Source organism: Pseudomonas sp. H1_D05, from assembly GCF_054682705.1.
In genome coordinates, this window is the sequence record NZ_CP162825.1 from 2,476,001 (window position 1) to 2,499,261 (window position 23,261).

Annotated in this window: 17 protein-coding genes and 2 tRNA genes; 14 read left to right on the forward strand and 5 right to left on the reverse strand. The window is 60.2% G+C overall.

Annotation, left to right across the window (positions count from 1 at the left end; genetic code table 11):
* Nucleotides 1-18 precede the first annotated feature (18 nt).
* Entirely contained in the window at nucleotides 19-1,092 is a 1,074-nt protein-coding gene (gene queG / locus AB4O11_RS11170) for a tRNA epoxyqueuosine(34) reductase QueG (RefSeq protein ID WP_460130663.1), read from the reverse strand.
* Nucleotides 1,093-1,155: 63 nt separating this feature from the next.
* Here queG and AB4O11_RS11175 point away from each other — a divergent pair, with 63 nt between their 5' ends.
* The 12 genes from AB4O11_RS11175 to AB4O11_RS11230 all read left to right on the forward strand — a co-directional run bounded on the left by AB4O11_RS11175 (nucleotide 1,156) and on the right by AB4O11_RS11230 (nucleotide 16,156).
* On the forward strand, nucleotides 1,156-2,655 hold the full coding sequence (locus AB4O11_RS11175) for an NAD(P)H-hydrate dehydratase (protein ID WP_460089664.1): 1,500 nt from the start codon (nucleotides 1,156-1,158) through the stop codon (nucleotides 2,653-2,655).
* Nucleotides 2,643-3,113, forward strand: a complete 471-nt coding sequence (gene tsaE / locus AB4O11_RS11180) for a tRNA (adenosine(37)-N6)-threonylcarbamoyltransferase complex ATPase subunit type 1 TsaE (RefSeq protein ID WP_016985707.1) — start codon at nucleotides 2,643-2,645, stop codon at nucleotides 3,111-3,113. Before AB4O11_RS11175 ends, tsaE begins: the two co-directional genes overlap by 13 nt.
* 57 nt (nucleotides 3,114-3,170) lie before the next feature.
* The gene (locus AB4O11_RS11185) at nucleotides 3,171-4,544 is read left to right on the forward strand and encodes an N-acetylmuramoyl-L-alanine amidase (RefSeq protein ID WP_371748301.1); all 1,374 of its coding nucleotides are present in this window, start codon (nucleotides 3,171-3,173) and stop codon (nucleotides 4,542-4,544) included.
* 8 nt (nucleotides 4,545-4,552) lie between these two features.
* Nucleotides 4,553-6,454 carry a DNA mismatch repair endonuclease MutL gene (mutL, locus tag AB4O11_RS11190; protein ID WP_175559558.1) on the forward strand — a complete coding sequence of 634 codons (1,902 nt, stop codon included), beginning with the start codon at nucleotides 4,553-4,555 and terminating at the stop codon, nucleotides 6,452-6,454.
* A complete protein-coding gene (gene miaA, locus AB4O11_RS11195) occupies nucleotides 6,454-7,425 on the forward strand; it encodes a tRNA (adenosine(37)-N6)-dimethylallyltransferase MiaA (RefSeq protein ID WP_093430180.1) in 972 nt (323 codons plus the stop codon). Before mutL ends, miaA begins: the two co-directional genes overlap by 1 nt.
* 95 nt (nucleotides 7,426-7,520) lie before the next feature.
* Entirely contained in the window at nucleotides 7,521-7,781 is a 261-nt protein-coding gene (hfq, locus tag AB4O11_RS11200; protein WP_007902656.1) for an RNA chaperone Hfq, read from the forward strand.
* 12 nt (nucleotides 7,782-7,793) lie between these two features.
* The gene (gene hflX, locus AB4O11_RS11205; protein ID WP_093430181.1) at nucleotides 7,794-9,095 is read left to right on the forward strand and encodes a ribosome rescue GTPase HflX; all 1,302 of its coding nucleotides are present in this window, start codon (nucleotides 7,794-7,796) and stop codon (nucleotides 9,093-9,095) included.
* Nucleotides 9,096-9,191: 96 nt separating this feature from the next.
* Complete coding sequence (hflK, locus tag AB4O11_RS11210) at nucleotides 9,192-10,367, forward strand: FtsH protease activity modulator HflK (RefSeq protein ID WP_016984785.1); 1,176 nt, start codon at nucleotides 9,192-9,194, stop codon at nucleotides 10,365-10,367.
* Nucleotides 10,367-11,236, forward strand: a complete 870-nt coding sequence (gene hflC / locus AB4O11_RS11215) for a protease modulator HflC (RefSeq protein WP_016984784.1) — start codon at nucleotides 10,367-10,369, stop codon at nucleotides 11,234-11,236. The genes hflK and hflC overlap by 1 nt, the downstream gene beginning before the upstream one ends.
* A gap of 313 nt (nucleotides 11,237-11,549) precedes the next feature.
* Nucleotides 11,550-12,737 carry an ATP phosphoribosyltransferase regulatory subunit gene (locus tag AB4O11_RS11220; RefSeq protein ID WP_038360371.1) on the forward strand — a complete coding sequence of 396 codons (1,188 nt, stop codon included), beginning with the start codon at nucleotides 11,550-11,552 and terminating at the stop codon, nucleotides 12,735-12,737.
* 54 nt (nucleotides 12,738-12,791) lie between these two features.
* Nucleotides 12,792-14,081 carry an adenylosuccinate synthase gene (locus AB4O11_RS11225; RefSeq protein WP_007915835.1) on the forward strand — a complete coding sequence of 430 codons (1,290 nt, stop codon included), beginning with the start codon at nucleotides 12,792-12,794 and terminating at the stop codon, nucleotides 14,079-14,081.
* A 140-nt stretch (nucleotides 14,082-14,221) separates the two neighbouring features.
* Nucleotides 14,222-16,156 (forward strand): methyl-accepting chemotaxis protein, encoded by a 1,935-nt coding sequence (locus AB4O11_RS11230; protein ID WP_116255840.1) that lies wholly within the window; start codon nucleotides 14,222-14,224, stop codon nucleotides 16,154-16,156.
* A 109-nt stretch (nucleotides 16,157-16,265) separates the two neighbouring features.
* Here the strand turns inward: AB4O11_RS11230 and AB4O11_RS11235 are convergent, their stop codons facing one another.
* The 4 genes from AB4O11_RS11235 to AB4O11_RS11250 form a co-directional block, all read right to left on the reverse strand.
* Complete coding sequence (locus tag AB4O11_RS11235; protein WP_460130665.1) at nucleotides 16,266-17,831, reverse strand: ABC transporter permease; 1,566 nt, start codon at nucleotides 17,829-17,831, stop codon at nucleotides 16,266-16,268.
* Nucleotides 17,831-18,841, reverse strand: a complete 1,011-nt coding sequence (locus AB4O11_RS11240) for an extracellular solute-binding protein (RefSeq protein ID WP_116255796.1) — start codon at nucleotides 18,839-18,841, stop codon at nucleotides 17,831-17,833. Before AB4O11_RS11240 ends, AB4O11_RS11235 begins: the two co-directional genes overlap by 1 nt.
* A gap of 192 nt (nucleotides 18,842-19,033) precedes the next feature.
* Nucleotides 19,034-19,120, reverse strand: a tRNA-Leu gene (locus AB4O11_RS11245).
* Between the two features lie 180 nt (nucleotides 19,121-19,300).
* Nucleotides 19,301-19,387: transfer RNA gene (locus AB4O11_RS11250), tRNA-Leu, on the reverse strand.
* Between the two features lie 226 nt (nucleotides 19,388-19,613).
* Between AB4O11_RS11250 and rnr the strand changes: the two genes are divergently transcribed.
* On the forward strand, nucleotides 19,614-22,244 hold the full coding sequence (rnr, locus tag AB4O11_RS11255) for a ribonuclease R (RefSeq protein ID WP_460130666.1): 2,631 nt from the start codon (nucleotides 19,614-19,616) through the stop codon (nucleotides 22,242-22,244).
* Nucleotides 22,241-23,008, forward strand: coding sequence for a 23S rRNA (guanosine(2251)-2'-O)-methyltransferase RlmB (gene rlmB / locus AB4O11_RS11260; RefSeq protein ID WP_095047304.1), 768 nt, complete (start codon nucleotides 22,241-22,243; stop codon nucleotides 23,006-23,008). The genes rnr and rlmB overlap by 4 nt, the downstream gene beginning before the upstream one ends.
* The last annotated feature ends 253 nt before the right edge of the window (nucleotides 23,009-23,261 follow it).

Below are 23,261 nucleotides of genomic sequence, written 5' to 3' on the forward strand. Positions count from 1 at the left end.
GATTACGTTACTTGCCCATTATGAGTTTGAAGGTCTGGAGTGCCGTCCCAGTGCCCACTCCACATGTTCCCTGACCAACTCTGACGGATAATCCCGTCGCGCCTTCAACGCTTCCAGCACCGGAATCGTTGAAGGCGCATTGCCCAGCCCCACCGCGAGATTCCTCAACCAGCGCTCATACCCCGCCCGCCGCAACGGCGAACCTTCAGTGCTGCTCAAAAACTTCTCTTCATTCCACAAAAACAGCTCCGCTAATTCGGCATTGTCGAGATTGTGCCGTGGCTTGAAATCGCTTTCCCCTGAGGGCTTGGCGAAGCGGTTCCACGGGCAGACGATCTGGCAGTCATCGCAGCCGAACACACGATTGCCAATCAGCGGCCGCAGATCCTCGGGGATTGCGGTTTTCAGCTCGATGGTCAGATAGGAAATGCAGCGCCGCGCGTCCAGCACGTAGGGACCGACGAAAGCATTGGTCGGGCAAATGTCGAGGCACGCGGTGCAGCGGCCGCAATGTTCAGTGCTGTGCGGTTCATCCACCGGAAGTGGCAGATCGACAAACAACTCGCTCAGGAAGAAATAACTACCGGCCTTGCGATTCAGTACCAGAGTGTTTTTGCCGATCCAGCCCAGCCCGGCCTGTTCGGCGATGGCTTTTTCCAGCACCGGGGCGCTGTCGACAAACGCGCGGAAACCGAACGGGCCGATCTGCGCTTGAATCTTGTCGGCCAATTGCTGCACACGTTTACGGATTAATTTGTGGTAATCGCGGCCCAAGGCATAACGCGACACGTAGGCTTTTTCCGGTTGCGCGAGCATTTGCGCCATTTGCGTGTCGCCGGGCAGGTAGTCCATGCGCAGCGAGACCACGCGCAACGTGCCCGGCACCAGTTCTTCGGGGTGCGAGCGTTTGCTGCCATGGGCGCCCATGTAGTCCATTTCGCCGTGGTAACCGGCCTCGAGCCAGCGCGCGAGGTGCTGCTCATGCTCGGCCAGATCCAGGCCGCTGATGCCGACTTGCTGGAAGCCCAGCTCGCGGCCCCAATCCTTGATCGATTGGGCGAGGGCGGGCAGGTCTGTGGTGATGGCGGACATGAGACGAGAGAAACCGGAGCTGAGGTGCGTATAATTCTGCCAGACATCGGAGCCCGAAGACGCATGCCGCACACGAAAGATGAATTACCCGACGCGCTGTATGGCGCCGCACAGGTGCGCGAACTCGATGCACGGCTGATTGCCGCCGGTACGCCGGGCTTCGAATTGATGCAGCGCGCGGCCCATGCGACGTGGCGCGCATTGGTGCGACAGTGGCCTTCGGCGACTGAACTGACGGTGCTGGCCGGGCATGGCAACAATGCGGGAGACGGTTATCTGGTTGCGGCCATGGCCCAGCGAGCCGGGTTGCTCGTGCGGGTGTTGGCGGTCGGTGATCCCCGGCAATTGCAGGGCGACGCGGCGTCAGCCCATGCCGAGGCCTCGACGCACGGTGTGGCGATTCAGGGCTGGAGCGCTGACAGCGAGTTGCGCGGGGTCATCCTCGATGCCCTGCTCGGCACCGGCCTGAGCGGCGACGTGCGTGAGCCGTATGCCACCGCGATCAATGCGATCAACGTCAGTGGTTTGCCGGTTGCTGCGGTCGATATCCCTTCCGGATTGTGTGCCGACACTGGGCGAGCGCTGGGTGTCGCGGTCTGTGCCGATCTCACGGTGACCTTTATTGGTCTGAAGCTTGGGCTTTTCACCGGTGACGCGGCGGATCATGTCGGCGCGCTGCTGTTCAACGATTTGCAGGCGCCAGCGGAAACTTACCGTGACATTCCTGTCCGCGCCCAGCAACTCAATGCCGCTAATCTTCCTCGATTGGCGCCGCGCGCGCCGGCGTCGCACAAGGGGCGTTTTGGCCATGTGTTGCTGATCGGTGGCGATCACGGATTTGGCGGGGCGATCCTGCTCAGTACCGAAACGGCGTTGCGCAGCGGCGCGGGCATGGTTTCGCTGGCGACCCGTCCCGAGCATGTGCCAGCAGCCCTGACCCGTGTGCCGGAAGCTATGGTTCTTGGCACCTCATCGGCCAATCAGTTGATGGGTTTGCTGGAAAAAGTCTCGACGCTGGTCGTCGGTCCTGGCCTCGGCCAGGCCAGTTGGGGCCGCGCATTACTGTCGGCGGCGGCCAACGCGGCATTGCCGCAAGTGTGGGATGCCGACGCACTGAACTTGCTGGCGAGTGATTTCGTTCAATTGCCCAAGGATTGCGTGATCACCCCGCATCCGGGCGAAGCAGCGCGTTTGCTGGGCATCAGCACCGCCGACGTGCAGGCGGATCGTCCGGCAGCAGCGTTGGCGCTGAGCAAAAAATATACAGCAGTGGTGGTGTTGAAAGGCGCAGGCAGCCTGATTGCGCATCCCGATGGCCGTTTGGCGCTTTGTCACCAAGGTCATCCGGCCATGGCCACTGCTGGACTCGGCGACGTACTGGCCGGGTTGACCGGTGCGCTGCTGGCGCAGGGCATGGCCGGTTTTGATGCGGCGTGTCTGGCGGTCTGGCTGCACGCCAATGCCGGTCAGCAACAAGGAAAATTCGGCCGTGGGCTGGCGGCCAGTGATCTGATTCCAGCCATTCGTCAGTTGTTGGAGGAGCAAGCACCGTGTCTGAAGTAACCCTGTACCTGGCCGATGAACAGGCCATGAGCGACTTTGGCGCACGGATCGCCCGCGTGACCCAGGGCCATGGCCTGATTTTTCTCGAAGGCAACCTGGGCATGGGCAAAACCACCCTGTCGCGGGGCATCATTCGCGGCTTGGGCCATGTCGGCGCGGTAAAAAGTCCGACCTTCACCTTGGTCGAACCCTACGAGATCGGTGACATCCGCGCCTTCCACTTTGACCTGTATCGCCTGGTCGATCCGGAAGAGCTGGAGTTTCTCGGCATCCGCGACTACTTCGAAGACGATGCCCTGTGCCTGATCGAATGGCCCGATAAAGGTGCAGGCTTTTTGCCAAAGCCTGACCTGACCATTACCATTAGCCCGCAAGACAGCGGGCGTTCGCTGAAAATTTTATCCCAGGGCTCGCGTGGCGAGGCCTGGTGTGCCGCTTTGGCGTTGGAATCCAATTAAATGATGGGGTTAGGTATGCGCTTTCGCGCGTTGGTGGCTGCCGCTGGACTGTTGTTGATGGCAGTGACTGTCAACGCCGTGGCCGATTCAAAGGTCAATAGCGTGCGCCTGTGGCGGGCGCCGGATAACACGCGACTGGTCTTCGACCTGAGCGGCCCGGTGCAGCACAGCGTGTTTACCCTGACCGCGCCGGATCGTCTGGTGATCGACATCAACGGTGCCACCCTCGGTGCACCGCTGAATGTGCAGACCGCAAACACGCCGATCACCGCAATGCGCTCGGCCCAGCGTACGCCGACTGATCTGCGCGTGGTCATCGACCTGAAAAAAGCCGTCACCCCGAAAAGCTTCTCGCTGGCGCCGAACGCGCAGTACGGCAACCGCCTGGTGGTCGACCTGTTCGATAACCCGGCCGACGCCGCACCGCCGCCTGCGCCGACGCCGCAGGTCGCGACTGTGCCAGCGGTGCCGGTAACCCCGACCGAACCGGCAATCAAGTTGCCGCCAGCCCCGGCCGGCAAGCGCGACATTATTGTGGTGATCGACGCCGGCCACGGTGGCGAAGACCCGGGCGCATCCGGTTCGCGCGGTCAGCGTGAGAAAGACGTAGTGCTGCAGATCGCTCGCGAACTGCAGCGTCAGGTCAACGGCATGAAAGGCTTCCGTGCCGAATTGACCCGTACCGGCGACTACTTCATCCCGTTGCGCGGCCGTACCGAAATCGCTCGCAAGAAAGGCGCCGACCTATTTGTCTCGATTCATGCTGACGCCGCGCCGTCTGCGGCCGCCTTCGGCGCTTCGGTGTTTGCCCTGTCTGATCGCGGCGCAACTTCCGAGACCGCGCGTTGGCTGGCCGACAGCGAAAACCGTTCCGACTTGATCGGTGGTGCCGGCAACGTCAGCCTCGACGACAAGGACCGCATGCTCGCCGGCGTATTGCTCGACCTGTCGATGACCGCTTCGCTGACTTCCAGCCTCAACGTCGGCCAGAAAGTCCTGACCAACATCGGCCGCGTCACGCCGCTGCACAAACAGCGTGTGGAACAGGCCGGGTTCATGGTGTTGAAGTCGCCGGACATCCCGTCGATCCTGGTCGAAACCGGGTTTATCTCCAACGCCAACGAAGCGAACAAACTCTCGGCATCGAGCCACCAGCAAGCGTTGGCCCGCTCGATCAGTAGCGGCGTGCGCCAGTTCTTCCAGCAGAACCCGCCACCGGGCACTTACATCGCCTGGCTGCGTGATTCCGGCAAGATCGCTCAAGGCCCGCGCGATCATCGCGTCGGTCCGGGTGAAACGCTGGCGATGATCGGCGTGCGCTACCAGGTGTCGCCGGCCACGCTGCGCGCTGCCAACAATCTGAAAAGCGATGAGTTGAAAGTCGGTCAGCACTTGACCATTCCTGGCACCGAACTGGCGTCCAAAGAATGAACGAAGTGCTGAACGCTGCTGCCCGTATCGAACTGCTCAGCCCACGGCTGGCGAACCAGATCGCCGCCGGTGAGGTGGTTGAACGTCCGGCCTCGGTGATCAAGGAACTGCTGGAAAACAGCCTCGATTCCGGCGCCAAGCGTATTGATGTCGATGTCGAGCAGGGCGGGGTCAAGTTGCTGCGGGTGCGTGACGATGGCAGCGGCATCTCTGCCGATGACCTGCCGCTGGCCCTGGCCCGTCACGCCACCAGCAAGATTCGCAACCTGGAAGACCTTGAGCAGGTGATGAGCCTCGGTTTCCGGGGTGAGGCGCTGGCCTCGATCAGCTCCGTGGCGCGCCTGACGCTGACCTCGCGTACTCGCGATGCCGATCAAGCGTGGCAAGTCGAAACCGAAGGCCGCGACATGGCGCCTCGGGTGCAACCGGCAGCGCATCCGGTCGGCACTTCCGTGGAAGTTCGCGACCTGTTCTTCAACACCCCGGCGCGACGCAAATTCCTCAAGACCGAAAAAACCGAGTTCGATCACCTGCAAGAAGTGATCAAGCGTCTGGCGCTGGCGCGTTTCGACGTGGCTTTCCATCTGCGGCATAACGGCAAGACCATTCTCAGCCTGCACGAAGCCCACGATGACGCGGCCCGCGCCCGGCGTGTGGCGGCGATCTGCGGTTCGGGTTTCCTCGAGCAGGCGCTGCCGATCGAGATCGAGCGCAACGGCTTGCACCTGTGGGGCTGGGTTGGTTTGCCGACCTTCAACCGCAGTCAGGCGGATCTGCAGTATTTCTTTGTGAATGGCCGGGCGGTGCGCGACAAACTTGTGGCTCACGCCGTGCGTCAGGCCTATCGCGACGTGCTGTTCAACGGCCGTCACCCGACGTTTGCGCTGTTTTTTGAAGTCGATCCGGCGGCGGTCGACGTCAACGTGCACCCGACCAAACACGAAGTGCGCTTCCGTGACGGGCGCATGGTGCATGACTTCCTTTATGGCACGTTGCACCGTGCTTTGGGCGACGTGCGTCCGGAAGATCAGCTTGCCGGTTCCGTGACCACAGCTGTTGTGCGGCCAACGGGCCTCGATGCCGGTGAGTTCGGCCCGCAGGGTGAAATGCGTCTGGCGGCCAATGCGCTGCTGGAGCAACCGCAGGCACAACCGGCGTTCAATACCTCGTCCGGCGCCAGCGCTGGCGGGGCTTACCAGTATCAATACACGCCACGCCCACAATCAGCGGTACCGCCGGCTGCCGAGGCTCAGGCTGCGTATCGCGAGTTTTTCGCGCCGCTGCCTGAGGCTAATGCCAACGCGCTGCCGGCCGGGCAGGAAGATATTCCTCCGCTGGGTTATGCCTTGGCGCAGTTGAAAGGTATCTACATTCTTTCCGAAAACGCCCAAGGGCTGGTGCTGGTGGACATGCACGCTGCTCACGAGCGGATCATGTACGAACGCCTGAAAATCGCCATGGCCAGCGAGGGCCTCAGTGGGCAGCCATTGTTGGTGCCTGAATCCCTGGCCGTTAGCCAGCGCGAGGCCGATTGCGCTGAAGAGCACGCGGCATGGTTCCAGCGTCTGGGGTTCGAGCTGCAGCGTCTGGGCCCGGAAACCCTGGCGATCCGCCAAATCCCGGCGTTGTTGAAACAGGCCGAAGCCAACCGTCTGGTCGGCGATGTCCTGTCGGACTTGATGGAGTACGGCACCAGCGACCGGATTCAGGCACACCTCAACGAGTTGCTCGGCACCATGGCCTGCCACGGCGCGATCCGCGCCAACCGGCGTTTGGCCCTGCCGGAAATGAACGGCCTGCTACGCGACATGGAAAACACCGAGCGCAGCGGTCAATGCAACCATGGCCGACCGACCTGGACCCAATTGGGCCTGGACGATCTGGACAAACTGTTTCTGCGCGGTCGTTGATGAGCCAGCTTCCTCCAGCGATTTTCCTGATGGGCCCGACCGCTGCGGGCAAGACCGATCTGGCCATCGAGCTGACCAAGGTGCTGCCGTGCGAGTTGATCAGTGTCGATTCAGCGCTGGTCTATCGCGGCATGGACATCGGCACCGCCAAGCCTTCGAAAGAACTGCTGGCCGAATATCCGCACCGCTTGATCGATATTCTCGACCCGGCTGAGGCTTATTCGGCTGCGGATTTCCGGCGCGATGCCCTGCAAGCCATGGCCGAGATCACCGCGCGCGGAAAAATTCCGCTGCTGGTCGGCGGTACGATGCTCTATTACAAGGCTTTGGTCGAAGGTCTGGCGGATATGCCAGCGGCCGATGCCGATGTTCGCGCGCAGATCGAAGAAGAGGCTGCACGCCTCGGTTGGCAAGCCTTGCACGATCAATTGGCGAGCATTGACCCGGTGTCAGCGGCGCGGATTCACCCGAACGATCCGCAGCGCTTGAGTCGCGCGCTGGAAGTTTATCGAGTCAGCGGTCAGAGCATGACCGAGCTGCGTCAGCAACAATCTGCGCAAAGTACTGAAGCAGCCGCTTCGGGACTGCAACAATTGCCCTATACTGTCGCGAACTTGGCCATTGCCCCGGCGAATCGTCAGGTATTGCACGAGCGCATTAAACAAAGATTCACAAATATGTTGGAACAGGGGTTCCTCGACGAGGTCGTAGCCCTGCGTAAAAGAAGTGACCTGCATTCGGGGTTGCCGTCTATACGTGCGGTAGGCTACCGCCAAGTCTGGGACTACCTGGATGGCAAGCTGACGTTGGCCGAAATGCAGGAGCGCGGCATTATCGCCACGCGCCAATTGGCCAAACGCCAGTTCACCTGGCTGCGCAGCTGGGAAGATATACACTGGCTGGACAGTCTTGATTGCGACAATCTGCCACGCGCCTTGAAATACCTTGGGACCATCTCCATATTGAGCTGAGTCCTTGCAATTGCCGTCTATCCTTGGGGGTGTGGCGGCCAAAGCCATCTGAATTACCTATTTTTTATTATTGAATCCTTAAAGGAGTGCGGCACATGTCAAAAGGGCATTCGCTACAAGACCCTTACTTGAATACTTTACGTAAAGAGAAAGTTGGGGTTTCCATCTACCTGGTCAACGGTATCAAACTGCAAGGCACGATCGAGTCGTTCGACCAATTCGTGATCCTGCTGAAAAACACCGTAAGCCAGATGGTTTACAAACACGCTATCTCGACAGTAGTGCCGGTTCGTCCAATTCGTCTGCCTAGCGCAACCGAATCCGAAGCAGGTGACGCTGAGCCAGGTAACGCCTGATAGGAGTCTCCTTTGTTCTTTGAGCGCCACGGTGGTGGTGAACGAGTGATCCTCGTTCACTTGGATGGACAGGACCCTGAGGCGCGCGAAGATCCGCAGGAGTTTCAGGAATTGGCTAATTCGGCCGGCGCCGAGACCGTTGCGTTTTTTAACGTGCCGCGTCATCGGCCAACCGCCAAATTTCTGATCGGCAGCGGCAAGGTCGAGGAACTGCGCGACCTGGTCAAGGCTGAAGAAGCCGATCTGGTGATTTTCAATCACATCCTCACGCCCAGTCAGGAACGTAACCTCGAACGTGTTTTCGAGTGTCGCGTGATCGACCGTACCGGTCTGATTCTCGATATTTTCGCCCAACGCGCCCGTACCCATGAAGGCAAGCTCCAGGTCGAACTGGCCCAGCTTGACCACATGAGCACGCGGCTGGTTCGCGGCTGGACTCACCTTGAGCGTCAGGGTGGCGGCATCGGCATGCGCGGCCCGGGTGAGACCCAACTGGAAACCGACCGCCGTTTGCTGCGGGTCCGCCTGCGCCAGATCAAGGGGCGGCTGGAGAAGGTGCGCAGCCAGCGCGAGCAATCGCGACGTGGCCGCTCCCGTGCGGATATCCCTACCGTGTCTTTGGTGGGATATACCAACGCCGGCAAATCGACACTCTTCAACAATGTGACGAAATCCGATGTTTACGCGGCCGACCAGTTGTTCGCCACACTGGACCCGACGCTGCGCCGTCTGGATCTGGACGACCTGGGGCCGATTGTTCTGGCGGATACGGTAGGCTTCATTCGTCACCTGCCGCACAAGCTGGTCGAAGCATTTCGGTCTACCCTCGAAGAGTCGGCCAACTCCGACCTGTTGTTGCACGTGATCGATGCGGCCGAACCGGATCGCATGTTGCAGATCGAGCAGGTGATGGTGGTGCTGGGCGAGATTGGTGCCCAGGACTTGCCGATACTCGAGGTCTATAACAAACTCGATTTGCTTGAAGGCGTTGAGCCACAAATCCAGCGCGACGAAAACGGCAAGCCCCAGCGGGTCTGGCTTTCGGCGCGTGATGGCAGTGGTCTGGAATTGCTTGAACAAGCCATTGCCGAATTGCTCGGCAGTGATTTGTTCATCGGTACATTGCGCTTGCCGCAACGATTCGCCCGACTGCGTGCGCAGTTTTTCGAACTCGGTGCGGTGCAGAAAGAAGAGCATGACGAAGAAGGCATCAGCCTGCTGGCCGTTCGTTTGCCCCGGGTCGAGCTGAATCGACTGGTAAGCCGCGAAGGATTGCAGCCGATGGAGTTCATCGAGCAACACACTTTGCAATAAAAGCCTGAAGAAGCGGTTGTGCCGTAACGGCAGGCATTCTGTAGCATTGGTCGGCGCGCCGTGGGTGCGTCTTTGCTTTATCAGATGGAGAGCGCTATGGCTTGGAATGAGCCGGGTGGCAACTCGAATAATCAGGATCCTTGGGGTGGCAAACGCCGCAATAACGGCGACCGCAAGGGGCCACCGGATCTCGACGAGGCCTTCCGAAAGCTGCAGGAAAGCCTGAACGGGTTGTTCGGTGGTGGTAAGAAACGCGGTGGTGATGACGGCGGTGGTTCGGGCAGGAGCGGTGGCGGCTTCGGCGGTCTGCTCGGCATCGGCCTCGTCGTGCTGGCGGCTGTCTGGCTGTACAGCGCGGTCTATGTGGTGGACGAGCAGGAGCAGGCCGTGGTGCTGCGCTTTGGCAAGTACTACGAGACCGTTGGCCCGGGCCTGAATATCTACTTCCCGCCGATCGATAAAAAGTACATGGAAAACGTCACGCGTGAGCGTGCGTACACCAAGCAGGGCCAGATGCTGACCGAAGACGAGAACATCGTCGAAGTGCCGCTGACCGTGCAGTACAAGATCAGCAACCTGCAGGACTTCGTGCTGAACGTCGATCAGCCGGAAATCAGTCTGCAGCATGCGACTGACAGTGCCTTGCGCCACGTGGTGGGTTCCACCGCCATGGACCAGGTGCTGACCGAAGGTCGTGAATTGATGGCCAGCGAAATCAAGGAGCGTCTGCAACGCTTCCTCGATACCTATCGCACCGGTATCACCGTCACTCAGGTCAACGTACAGAGCGCAGCGGCACCGCGTGAAGTGCAGGAAGCCTTCGATGACGTGATCCGCGCCCGTGAAGACGAGCAGCGTTCGCGCAACCAGGCTGAAACCTACGCCAACGGCGTCGTGCCGGAAGCCCGTGGTCAGGCCCAGCGCATCCTCGAGGATGCCAACGGTTATCGCGACGAAACGGTCTCGCGCGCCAAGGGTGAGGCCGATCGCTTTACCAAGCTGGTCGCCGAGTACCGCAAGGCACCTGAGGTTACCCGCCAGCGTCTGTACCTGGACACCATGCAGGAAGTCTTCAGCAATACCAGCAAGGTACTCGTGACCGGCAACAAGAACGGCCAGAGCAACCTGCTTTACCTGCCGTTGGACAAAATGATTCAGAACAGTTCGGGCAGCAATGCACCGGTCACCGGTTCGGCTGCCGCCAGCAACAACACGGACGTCACGCCGCATGTCACTGACCTGCCGCAGTCGCGCACAAGGGAGACCCGCTGATGAGCAATAAATCGCTGATCGCCCTGATCGTTGGCGTTGTTGTGGTACTGGTGGGCTGGAACTGCTTCTACATCGTGGCTCAGACCGAGCGTGCGGTGCTGCTGCAATTCGGTCGCGTGGTTCAGGCCGATGTTCAGCCAGGCCTGCATGTGAAAGTGCCTTACGTTAACCAGGTGCGTAAATTCGACGCACGTCTGATGACGCTGGATGCACCGACACAGCGCTTCCTGACCCTGGAAAAGAAAGCCGTGATGGTCGATGCCTATGCCAAGTGGCGCGTGAAGGATGCCGAGCGCTTCTACACCGCAACTTCCGGCCTCAAGCAAATCGCCGACGAGCGCCTGTCCCGTCGTCTGGAATCCGGTCTGCGTGACCAGTTCGGTAAGCGCACCCTGCACGAGGTGGTGTCGGGTGAGCGTGACGCACTGATGGCTGACATCACTGCTTCGCTGAACAAAATGGCGGAAAAAGAGCTGGGTATCGAAGTTGTCGATGTCCGGGTCAAGGCCATCGATCTGCCGAAAGAAGTAAACCGCAGTGTGTTCGAACGTATGAGCACCGAGCGTGAGCGTGAAGCTCGCGAGCACCGCGCCAAGGGTAACGAGCTGGCTGAAGGCATCCGTGCCGACGCCGATCGTCAACGCCGCGTGCTGCTGGCTGAAGCCTATCGTGAGTCCGAAGAGGTTCGCGGTGATGGTGATGCCCAGGCCGCTGCGATCTACTCCAAGGCCTACGGTCAGGATCAGGAGTTCTACAGTTTCTATCGTAGCCTGCGCGCCTACCGTGAAAGTTTCGCGAACAAATCCGACGTATTGGTCCTCGACCCAAGCAGCGACTTTTTCCACTACCTGGAAAAGGCCAAGCCTTGATACGCCGTTGACCTGAATCATTCCGCCCGGCGGCTAAAACCTCGGGCGGGGTGATCCTTTGGGAAAACGTGTGTATGATGCGGCAGCCGGGAAATTCCCGGCTTTTTTGCGTCTGCACGTTTGATTGCTGTTTTTTGTTGCAGGCATCGGGTTGAATGGCCCGAGAGTATTTCGAGGAAAGTGATGGGCGAAGCCGGTAACAGGCCTTTCGCCGCGTCGTTCATGCGCGTGCGTTTTGAACGGTTCGGTCATTTTCTGCTTCACTCAAGGCTCGCCCGCAGGCTGGCCGCCCGGATCAAAGGGGAATGGCGTAATGGCAACGGTAGACCGCTGGCTGCTGCCAGATGGCATCGAAGAAGTACTGCCACCGGAAGCGGCGCGCATTGAAGTCGCGCGTCGTCAGGTGTTGGATCTGTTCCAGAGCTGGGGTTACGAGTTTGTCGTGACTCCCCATATCGAGTACCTGGAATCCCTGCTGACCGGCGCGGGCCAGGATCTGGATCTGCGTACCTTCAAGGTCATCGACCCGCAATCGGGCCGGCAGATGGGTTTCCGTGCCGACATCACGCCGCAAGTGGCGCGTATCGATGCGCACACCCTGCGTCGCGAAGGTCCGAGCCGTCTGTGCTACGCCGGCAGTGTGCTGCATGCTCAGCCGCGTGCACTGTCGTCCTCGCGAAGCCCGATCCAGTTGGGCGCCGAGTTGTACGGCGACGCCAGCCCGAGCAGCGACGTTGAAGTGATCAGCCTGATGCTGGCCATGCTGCAACTGGCCGATGTGCCGGATGTGCACATGGACCTTGGTCATGTCGGCATCTATCGTGGTCTGGCGCGTGCCGCCGGTCTGTCCGGTGAAGTCGAACAGCAGTTGTTCGATGCGCTGCAACGCAAAGCCATCGACGAGGTCATTACCTTGACCGAAGGCTTGCCGGCCGACTTGTCCGGCATGCTGCGTGCGCTGGTTGATCTGTGTGGCGGGCGTGAAGTGTTGAGCGCTGCCCGCGAACGACTGGCCAATGCGCCGGCGCCGGTTCTGGCAGCACTGGAAGATTTGCTGGCGATCGCCGAGCGCCTCTCGGCGCGTTTCCCGGACCTGCCGTTGTACTTCGACCTGGGCGAGCTGCGTGGCTACCACTACCACACCGGTGTGGTGTTCGCGGTGTTCGTGCCGGGCGTTGGCCAGTCCATCGCTCAGGGCGGTCGCTACGACGACATCGGCGCGGATTTTGGCCGCGCCCGTCCAGCGACAGGCTTCTCCACCGATTTGAAAACCCTGGTGACCCTGGGGCGTGCTGAGATCGAGCTACCGTCTGGCGGTATCTGGATGCCTGACAGTACGGATGCGGCACTCTGGCAGCAGGTTTGCCAGTTGCGCAGTGAGGGTCAGCGTGTCGTTCAGGCTTTGCCTGGGCAACCTTTGGCCGCCGCCCGTGATGCGGACTGCGACCGGCAATTGATTCAGCAGAACGGGCTTTGGCAAGTATCGCCACTGGCTTCTTGAGTTTTCCTGCCGGCCATCGCCGGCACCAAGTTTGCGCGAATGAGGACAAGTGTTATGGGTAAGAATGTCGTAGTCCTGGGCACCCAATGGGGTGATGAGGGCAAAGGCAAGATCGTTGATCTGCTGACCGAACATGCTGCCGCCGTAGTGCGCTACCAAGGTGGCCACAACGCTGGCCACACACTGGTGATCGACGGCGAGAAAACCGTCCTGCACCTGATCCCGTCGGGCGTGCTGCGCGAAGGCGTGCAGTGCCTGATCGGCAACGGCGTGGTGGTTGCACCTGACGCCCTGCTGCGCGAGATCACCAAGCTGGAAGAGAAAGGCGTACCGGTGCGTGAGCGTTTGCGTATCAGCCCGTCCTGCCCGCTGATCCTGTCCTTCCATGTGGCGCTGGACCAGGCCCGTGAAAAGGCCCGTGGCGAGCTGAAGATCGGTACCACCGGTCGCGGCATCGGCCCGGCTTACGAAGACAAGGTTGCTCGTCGTGGCCTGCGTGTTGGCGACCTGCTGAACATGCCGCGCTTCGAAGACAAGCTGCGTGAACTGGTGGATTACCACAACTTCATGCTGGTCGGTTACTACAAAGAGCCAGCCATCGAGTTCGAGAAAACCCTGGCCGAGTGCAAGGAGTACGCTGAGCTTCTGAAGCCGCTGATGCTCGACGTCACTGCCGAGTTGCACGACCTGCGTCGCGCCGGCAAAGACATCATGTTCGAAGGCGCTCAGGGTTCGTTGCTCGACATCGACCACGGTACCTACCCGTACGTGACCAGTTCCAACACCACTGCCGGTGGCGTAGCGACTGGTTCCGGCGTTGGCCCGATGTTCCTCGACTACATCCTGGGCATCACCAAGGCTTACACCACTCGTGTCGGTTCGGGTCCATTCCCGACTGAGCTGTTCGACGACGTCGGCGCTCACCTGGCCAAACAAGGTCACGAGTTCGGTGCGACCACCGGCCGTGCCCGTCGTTGTGGCTGGTTCGACGCCGTTATCCTGCGTCGCGCTATCGATGTGAACAGCATTTCGGGTATCTGCCTGACCAAGCTGGACGTACTCGACGGTCTGGAAACCATCAACATCTGCGTTGGCTATAAAGACGCCGAAGGCAATGCCGTTGCTCCGACCGACGCTGACAGCTACGTAGGCCTGCAGCCTGTGTACGAAGAAGTGCCGGGCTGGACTGAATCGACCGTGGGCGCCAAGACCCTGGAAGAGCTGCCAGCTAACGCTCGCGCCTACATCAAACGCGTTGAAGAGTTGATCGGCGCGCCGATCGACATTATTTCGACGGGCCCGGACCGCAACGAAACCATCGTTCTGCGTCATCCGTTTGCTTGATAAGTCGTTGATGTAAAAACACAAAGGCCCCTTCATCGGGGCCTTTGTCGTTTATGCCTGTTGGACGGCATGACCTTTGCTGTGAATCTGTCTACAAGAGTGCCATCAAATTAATGGCGTCAGAAGTAGAGGTATTCACAGTGTCGGCCGTTCTCTCACTGTTACAAAGCCGTTTGTTGCGCCCCGTGTTCGTTACCCTTGGTATCGCCCTTTTGGTGCAAGTGTTGGTGGCCGTTGCCCTGACGCGGAGCACCGTCACGGCGCTGGAAGCTGACTTGGCGGTGCGCCTCGGCGCCGACAGCCAGAAGCTCTCCGGTGAACTGGAGCAGGCCGGGCGTGAAGTCACCTCGAGCCTCGATGCCTTGTCCGCCAGTACTCGTCAGCGGCTTACCGCCGGCCTGTCTTCGCGCCTGAAAGAAGAGCAGGCGCAACTGCGTGCGACGCTGGAAAAGGATCTGAAAGATTCGGCCAATGACATGGCGCAGTTACTGGCCTCTGTAGCCCCGCGTGCCATGTGGGACAGCGACGTACCGACCCTGTCCGAGTTCGCCCGCCGTGCCCAGCGCAATCCCAATGTGTTGTTCGTGGTCTACGACGACGCCACCGGCCAGCACCTGACCCGCTATCTCAATCGCGAAAACCCGATCAACAAGGCCTTGCTGGAAAAGGGCCAGGGCGAGCGTGCACTGGATAAAGTGCTGGATGCGGCGAAAAACGATCCATCGGTTTACTACCTTGAAGCCTCGATCAATCCCAATGGCGTGGAAATCGGCAAGGTGCTGATGGGCGTTTCCACGGCGTCGGTGGAAACCGATCTGGCGGCACTGGACAAGCGCTTCTCAGCGCTGATCGCGAGCAGTGATCAACTGGTCGGCGACAGCCTCAAGGGCGCTGCAGCGGACAGTGCCAATGCCATGCAGGCGCGCCTGCAATCGGCGCAGTCAACCGCTGTCGAGATGAAAGCCAATACCGCCAATACTGTTCAAGAAGCGGCAGCCACCCTGCGTTGGCGGATCGGCATGGGCCTGGCGTTGGTCGGTTTTGGCGTGCTGCTGTTACTGGCCGTGGTGCTCGGCCATCGCGTGGTCAATCGCCTGAAAATGCTCAACGCTGCGATGGATGACCTGGCGGCGGGCGAGGGCGACCTGACCAAGCGTGTGCAGATCAACAGCAAAGACGAAATCGGCGACATGGCCTCGGCGGTCAACCGCTTTGTGGATAAGTTGCAGCCAATCGTGCGCGAAGCGGGCGATGTCGCGCAGCGTACCGGCGTCGAAATCGGCGCAATGACGCTGCGCAATGCCGGTGCCGATGCGGCGGCGGGCATGCAGCGTGATGAAGTGGCGGAGAGTCTGCGCGCGCTGTCGCAAATGGCTGATGAGGCGCAGTCGGAAAGCCATGCGATGCAAGCGGCTTTGAAACAGGTTGTGGATATTCGCCAGGCCACCGACGAAAACACCCGGACGTCCGCCAAGGTCGGCAGCCTGATCGAGGCGCTGGCGGGGCAAGTCGATACCGGCGCGAAAGTCATCGAGCGGCTGGCTCAGCAGAGTGAGCAGATTGAGGTGGTGCTGACGGTGATTCACGGGATTGCCGAGCAGACCAATCTGCTGGCTCTCAACGCGGCGATTGAAGCGGCACGTGCTGGCGAGACCGGGCGTGGATTCGCCGTTGTTGCCGACGAGGTGCGTGCGTTGGCGAGCAAGACGCAAAGCTCCACCGGCGATATTCAGGCGCACATCGTGGCATTGCAGCAGGGCGCTCGTGAGGCGGTCGAAGCGATCGGCCAGGCCGGGCGTCAGGCCAGCGAAGGTTTACTGGTGTTGCGTGACAGTGCGCGCTTGCAGCAGTCGGTACAGGTCTCGGTCGAGCAGGTGCATGCGGCGATTGGCTTGGCAACGCAGGCTGCTGCGCATCAGGCGCAGGGTGCGCAGGCTGTGCGTGGGCGCGTCGAGACAATTCATGCGCAGGCCGAGAAAGCAGCGCAGGCGGTGGTGGAGACCACTGCGAGTGGCAAGGTGCTGGATGGTTTGGCAGCGCAGCTCAAGGCTAGTCTGGGGCAGTTCAGGGCTTGAGGTTGTCTGGGCGGGCCTCTTCGCGAGCAGGCTCGCTCCCACATTAGATCGCGTTCCTCTGATGGAACTCGGTCAACATGTGGGAGCGAGTCTGCTCGCGAAAGCGGTATCAGCGGCTCAGATACATCCGGGTCGTCAGTAAATAAACCGGCAGCCCCGACACCAAAATCAACAACGCCGCATAAGGCGCCGCCGCCGCAAATTCGACATTTGCAGTATGCGCCCACACTTCCGTTGCCAGCGTATTGAGCCCGGTCGGACTCAGTAGCAACGTCGCCGTCAATTCCTTCATCGCATCCAGAAACACCAGCGCAAACGCCGCGCCCAATGCCGGGAAGATGATCGGCAACGTCACTCGGCAAAACGCCGTGAACGACGAGGCGCCCAGCGTTCGCGCAGCCTCTTCCAGTTGCGGTGCCGCCTTGTTCAGTGCCGTGCGAATCGGCGCCTGCGCCAATGGCAGAAACAGCAGCGCATAAGCGATCAGCAGCAACCCCGAAGTCTGGTACAGCGCCGGCACGTAGTGCAGGGCGAAATACACCAGCGTCAGCGCAATCACCAGGCCCGGCAGCGCATGCAGCAGATACGGCAAGCGCTCGGCCCAGATCGCCAGTTGACCTTTGTAACGCACCACCAACAAGCCGACCGGCACGGCCAGCACCAGACACAGCGCAGCTCCGCCAAGAGAAAGTGCCAGAGAAGAAAGCAGGGCTTCAGTGATCGCTGCTACCGGGAATGCTGCGGATGAACCGAGCGCCAGCCAATACGCCAACATCCCCAGCGGAATCCCGCTGCCGACAATTGCCAGCATCAGGCAATACAGCTGACCGACCGTAGCCCATGGTCCTAGCCGAACCTGTTCAGCTTGGCGCGCGGCACCTTGTCCGGTGCGCACATGCCGAGCTTTGCCGCGTACGCGCAGCTCCAGCCACAACAACACCAGGCACAGCGCCAGCAGCACGGCGGAAAGCATCGCCGCGTTGGCGTTACTGAACTCCAGTTCGAATTGCTGATAGATCGCCGTGGTGAAGGTTTGCAGGCCGATGATCGACAGTGCGCCGAACTCCACCAGCATGTGCAAGGCAATCAATAGCGAGCCGGCCAATAGCGAAGGCCAGAGCAGCGGCAGGGTCACGCGGAAAAATACGCCCCAGCGATTCTGCCCAAGGGTGCGCGCCGACTCTTCAAGGGAGGGGTCGAGATTGCGCAGAGTTGCCGCCACCGGCAGGAAGATCAACGGATACTTCGACAGGCTCATCACCAGAATCGCCCCGCCAAGCCCTTCGAACTGCGCGCTCAGCGAAACCCAGGTGAAGCTGCTGACAAACGCCGGCACCGCGAACGGCAGGCACAGGATCACGCCCCATAGGCGACGCCCTGGCAAATTGCTGCGTTCCAGCAGCCAGGCCAGCGACAGACCAATCACGCCGCAGGAGAGGGTTACGCCAACCATCAACGCCAACGTGTTGCGCAACAGGCCGAACACATACGGGCGCCACAACAAGTGCAACGCCTCGGCCCAGCCGGCCTGCCAGGCCTTGAGCCCGACATAGGCCAGCGGCAACAGGCTCAGCACTACCAGTAACAACACCGGCAGCACCAGCCAGATTGATGGCCGCTTGCGCTTTGGTACGTAACCCCCGCGCGCGGCGGGGGCGGATAACGATGCGGTCATCAGTTCAAGCCAACTTCGCGTTCCAGCTCCAGCGCTTCTTCGGCATTGCCCAGATCGGCCGGGGTCACGTTCGGCGCTTCCAGTTCGCTGAACGGCTTGAGCCCGCGATCCGATTCCATACCTTTGTGCAGCGGGTATTCGGCGGTGGTCTGGGTGATCACGCGCTGACCTTCTTCGCTGGCCATATAGGCGAGGAATTGCTGGGCTTCTTTTGGATGTTTGCTGGATTTCAACACGGCAGCGCTCGACACGGTGATCAAGCCACCGACGTCGCCACCGGTGAAGTAATGCAGTTTCGAGTCGAGTTTGCCTTTCTCGCGCTGCAGGGCGAACCAGTAGTAGTTGTTCACCAGCACGGTGGCGACTTCACCGTTTTCCACGGCTTTGAGCGCAACCATGTTGTTGCTGTAGGTCTTGCCGAAGGCGCGCAGGCCGGTCAGCCACTCTTCGGCGGCCTCGCGACCGTGCATTTTGATGATGGCCACGGCTTGTTCCTGAAACGCGCCGCTGGTTGGCACGAAGCCGACTTTGCCTTGCCACTGTGGATCGGCAAAATCCAGGACTGATTTTGGCAGGTCTTTTTCGTCGACCAGTTTCGGGTTGTAAGCGACCACGCGAACGCGTGCCGTCACGCCAATCCAGGTGCCGTTAGCTGCGACGTATTTTTCCGGCAGCACGGCCAAAGTGGCGTCATCGGCCTTGGCCAGCAGGCCTTGTTCGCCGAGATTGTTCAACGGTGGCGATTCTTCGGTGTAGATCACGTCGGCAGGGGAGCGGTCGCCTTCTTCGATGATCTGGCTGGCGAGCTGATTGCTGCTGCCTTTGCGCACGTTGACGTGAATGCCGGTCTTGGCTTCGAAGGCTTTGGCGATCGCGTCGCCGACTTCCTTGTGCTGGCCGTTATAGAGAGTCAGGGAAACCGCATCGGCAGCCTGGGTGAGGGGAGTGGCGAGCGCCAGGCCGAGGAAGGTGAAGGTCAGGCCTCGGCGCAGGGTATTTCGAAACGTCATTCGCGGGGTTCCTCACTGTCGCATTGCAAAAACTTGCAACAATGATAAACGATATTGTTTCTCAAGTGCGCCTTGCGGTGGGGCTGGCGTTTTGATAGGTGCAATGGTGATGGGGTTTCGGGAAGCCAGAAACGCAAAAAACCGCTTTCGCGGGTTTTTGTGAAATCCAAGGTCGTAACCTTGAATTTGAATTGGTGCCCAGAAGAAGACTCGAACTTCCACGACCGTAAGGTCACCAGCACCTGAAGCTGGCGTGTCTACCAATTTCACCATCTGGGCAATCATCGCTAGCGTTGCCGCTGTTGATGTGGCGCACTATACGGAGCGCGTTTTGATCTGTAAACCCCTGATTTAATTTTAATAAATCAGTTTTAAGAAAAGCCGGGCTTAGAATGCAAAAAACCCGCTTTCGCGGGTTTTGTGTGAGCCTTGAAACTGATCTAGTCTCAAACTCGAAATTGGTGCCCAGAAGAAGACTCGAACTTCCACGACCGTAAGGTCACCAGCACCTGAAGCTGGCGTGTCTACCAATTTCACCATCTGGGCAGTATCGTTAACGCTTGTGCGTCGTCGATGGCGCGCACTATACGGAGCGTCTTTTTAACTGTAAACCCCTGTCAGCAAAAAATATGATTTTTTTTACCGGCGGTGTTCAAAACGGCTTTCAAGCGACGATACAGACCCTCATAAGGGCCTTATATAGTCGGAAATTTCCCGTTTCATGGCGCCTATGCCAAACTAACCCGCATATAGACAAGGTGAAAACTCTCTAATGGCCGATTGGCAGTCCCTCGATCCCGAGGCCGCTCGTGAAGCGGAAAAATATGAAAACCCTATTCCTAGCCGCGAACTGATCCTGGCGCATCTCGCCGATCGGGGCTCGCCGGCTGCCCGCGAGCAACTGGTGGAAGAGTTTGGTCTGACCACAGAAGACCAGATCGAAGCCCTGCGCCGCCGCCTTCGCGCCATGGAGCGCGACGCCCAACTGATCTACACCCGCCGCGGCACTTATGCGCCGGTCGACAAACTCGACCTGATCCTCGGTCGCATCAGCGGTCACCGTGACGGTTTCGGCTTCCTGGTGCCGGACGACGGCAGCGACGACCTGTTCATGAGCCCCGCGCAAATGCGTCTGGTGTTCGATGGCGACCGTGCGCTGGCGCGTGTGTCCGGTCTCGACCGTCGCGGTCGCCGCGAAGGCGTGATCGTTGAAGTGGTCTCGCGTGCTCACGAAACCATCGTCGGTCGCTACTTTGAAGAAGGCGGCATCGGCTTCGTCGTCGCGGACAACCCGAAGATCCAGCAGGAAGTGCTGGTCACCCCGGGCCGCAACGCCAACGCGCAGATCGGTCAGTTCGTCGAGGTGAAAATCACCCACTGGCCGACGCCGCGCTTCCAGCCGCAAGGCGACGTGGTTGAAGTGGTCGGCAACTATATGGCGCCGGGCATGGAAATCGATGTCGCTCTGCGCACCTACGACATTCCGCACGTCTGGCCCGAAGCCGTTCTGAAAGAAGCGGCCAAGCTCAAGCCGGAAGTCGAAGAAAAAGACAAAGAGAAGCGCGTCGACCTGCGCCATTTGCCGTTCGTCACCATTGACGGTGAAGATGCCCGCGACTTCGACGATGCTGTTTATTGCGAAGCCAAGCCGGGCAAGCTGCGCCTGTTCTCCGGCGGCTGGAAGTTGTACGTGGCGATTGCTGACGTTTCCAGCTACGTGAAGATCGGCTCGGCCCCGGACAACGAAGCGCAGGTGCGCGGCAACTCGGTGTACTTCCCTGAGCGCGTGGTGCCAATGCTGCCTGAGCAGCTGTCCAACGGCCTGTGCTCGCTGAATCCGCACGTCGATCGTCTGGCCATGGTCTGCGAGATGACCATCTCCAAGTCCGGCGAAATGACCGACTACTGCTTCTATGAAGCGGTGATCCATTCCCACGCGCGTCTGACCTACAACAAAGTCAGCGCGATGCTGGAAACGCCGAAAGTGGCCGAAGCACGCAAACTGCGTGGTGAGTACACCGACGTCGTGCCGCACCTCAAGCAGCTTTATTCGCTGTACAAAGTGTTGCTGGCTGCCCGTCACGTGCGCGGCGCGATCGATTTCGAGACCCAGGAAACCCGGATCATCTTCGGTTCCGAGCGCAAGATTGCCGAAATCCGTCCGACCACCCGTAACGACGCGCACAAGCTGATCGAGGAATGCATGCTGGCGGCCAACGTGGCCACCGCCGAATTCCTCAAGAAGCACGAAATCCCTGCGTTGTACCGTGTCCACGACGGCCCGCCACCGGAGCGTCTGGAAAAACTCCGTGCCTTCCTTGGCGAACTCGGCCTGTCCCTGCACAAAGGCAAGGACGGTCCATCGCCGAAGGATTATCAGGCGTTGCTGGCAAGCATCAAGGATCGTCCGGATTTCCACCTGATCCAGACCGTGATGCTGCGCTCGCTCAGTCAAGCGGTGTACAGCGCTGACAACCAGGGCCACTTCGGCCTGAATTATGAAGCCTATACCCACTTCACTTCGCCGATCCGTCGTTACCCGGACCTGCTGACGCACCGCGCGATCCGCAGCGTGATCCATTCGAAACAGGACACTCCGCACGTTCGCCGTGCCGGGGCGATGACCATTCCGAAGGCGCGCATCTATCCGTACGACGAGGCGGCGCTGGAGCAGCTCGGCGAGCAGTGCTCGATGAGCGAACGCCGTGCCGACGAAGCGACCCGCGACGTGGTCAACTGGCTCAAGTGCGAGTTCATGAAGGATCGCGTGGGCGAGTCGTTCCCGGGTGTGATCACAGCGGTAACCGGTTTTGGCCTGTTCGTTGAGCTGACCGATATCTACGTCGAAGGTCTGGTCCACGTCACGGCGCTGCCGGGCGATTACTACCACTTCGATCCTGTGCATCACCGCCTGGCGGGCGAGCGCACCGGTCGCAGCTTCCGTCTTGGCGATACCGTTGAAGTGCGCGTCATGCGCGTTGACCTCGACGAGCGCAAGATCGACTTCGAGATGGCCGAAAAAACCATCAGCGCACCGATCGGTCGCAAAAAACGTGGCGCTGAAACCGCTGCTCCGGCGGCCAAGGTTGCGGAAGAAAAGGCTCCGGCTAAATCCGCCAGCCGTCGTCCGGCCAAGGAAAAAGCGGCAGAAGCCTATCGCCCAAGCGACGCCGTGGCGAAAAACGCCGAGCTGCGCAAAAGCCGTGAAATGAAGAAGGCTCTGCTTTCCGACGCTAAAAACGGTGGTAAAGCGGCGTCCGGGGGAAAGACCGGACGGTCGGCGCCTGAAAAGGCCTCCGGCGGCAAGCCAGCGAAACCGAGCAAACACCGTAAGGGGCCGCCAAAAGCGGGCTCCGCTCCAGCCAAAAGTGGCGGGGCACGTAAACCGAAGGCGAAGTCATGAGTCAGTTGGAAAAAATCTACGGCGTTCACGCGGTAGAAGCGTTGCTGCGTCACCACCCGAAACGCGTCAAGCAGATCTGGCTGGCGGAAAGCCGCAACGATCCGCGCGTGCAGACCCTGGTTGAGCTGGCCAACGAAAACCGTGTTCAGGTCGGCCAGGCCGAGCGTCGCGAAATGGACGCTTGGGTTGAAGGCGTGCACCAGGGCGTGGTCGCGGAAGTAAGCCCGAGCCAGGTCTGGGGCGAAGCCATGCTCGACGAGCTGCTCGATCGCACTGAAGGTGCGCCGCTGTTGCTGGTGCTCGACGGTGTGACCGATCCGCACAACCTCGGCGCCTGCCTGCGTTCGGCGGATGCGGCCGGTGCGCTGGCGGTGATCGTGCCGAAAGACAAGTCGGCGACCCTGACGCCGGTCGTGCGTAAAGTCGCTTGCGGCGCGGCGGAAGTGATTCCATTGGTTGCCGTGACTAACCTCGCTCGCACCCTGGAAAAACTTCAGCAGCGCGGTCTGTGGATTGTCGGTACTGCGGGGGAGGCTGAGGTCAGCATCTACGACCAGGATCTGACTGGCCCGACCATCCTGATCATGGGCGCTGAAGGCAAAGGCATGCGTCGCCTGACCCGCGAGCACTGCGACTATCTGGTGAAGCTGCCGATGGCCGGTAGCGTCAGCAGCCTCAACGTCTCGGTTGCGACGGGCGTGTGCCTGTTCGAAGCGCAGCGTCAGCGCGGTGCAAAAGCCAAGGCTACTGCCAAGAAATCCTGAGTCGTACACGATTCAAATGTGGGAGCGAGCTTGCTCGCGAAGAGGGCGTGTCAGTCGACGTAAATGTTGCCTGACAAACCGCATTCGCGAGCAAGCTCGCTCCCACAGTGTTTTGTGGTGTGGCATAACTGAGTGATTGTTCAAATAATCACCAATTGCCTTGCGCCTCCTCTGTCCCTTCTCTACAATTGCGCCCCTTGCTGTGACGGCAGGCACGCATGTGCCCCGCGCCAGCAAGTCCATAAGTGTCATT

Coding starts and splice junctions, on each gene's coding strand:
- hflC (WP_016984784.1), top strand. CDS start 10,367: ATGAGCAATAAATCGCTGATCGCCCTGATCGTTGGCGTTGTTGTGGTA.
- AB4O11_RS11220 (WP_038360371.1), top strand. CDS start 11,550: ATGGCAACGGTAGACCGCTGGCTGCTGCCAGATGGCATCGAAGAAGTA.
- hflK (WP_016984785.1), top strand. CDS start 9,192: ATGGCTTGGAATGAGCCGGGTGGCAACTCGAATAATCAGGATCCTTGG.
- AB4O11_RS11185 (WP_371748301.1), top strand. CDS start 3,171: ATGGCAGTGACTGTCAACGCCGTGGCCGATTCAAAGGTCAATAGCGTG.
- AB4O11_RS11240 (WP_116255796.1), bottom strand. CDS start 18,841: ATGACGTTTCGAAATACCCTGCGCCGAGGCCTGACCTTCACCTTCCTC.
- queG (WP_460130663.1), bottom strand. CDS start 1,092: ATGTCCGCCATCACCACAGACCTGCCCGCCCTCGCCCAATCGATCAAG.
- miaA (WP_093430180.1), top strand. CDS start 6,454: ATGAGCCAGCTTCCTCCAGCGATTTTCCTGATGGGCCCGACCGCTGCG.
- AB4O11_RS11225 (WP_007915835.1), top strand. CDS start 12,792: ATGGGTAAGAATGTCGTAGTCCTGGGCACCCAATGGGGTGATGAGGGC.
- AB4O11_RS11235 (WP_460130665.1), bottom strand. CDS start 17,831: ATGACCGCATCGTTATCCGCCCCCGCCGCGCGCGGGGGTTACGTACCA.
- rnr (WP_460130666.1), top strand. CDS start 19,614: ATGGCCGATTGGCAGTCCCTCGATCCCGAGGCCGCTCGTGAAGCGGAA.
- hfq (WP_007902656.1), top strand. CDS start 7,521: ATGTCAAAAGGGCATTCGCTACAAGACCCTTACTTGAATACTTTACGT.
- AB4O11_RS11175 (WP_460089664.1), top strand. CDS start 1,156: ATGCCGCACACGAAAGATGAATTACCCGACGCGCTGTATGGCGCCGCA.
- rlmB (WP_095047304.1), top strand. CDS start 22,241: ATGAGTCAGTTGGAAAAAATCTACGGCGTTCACGCGGTAGAAGCGTTG.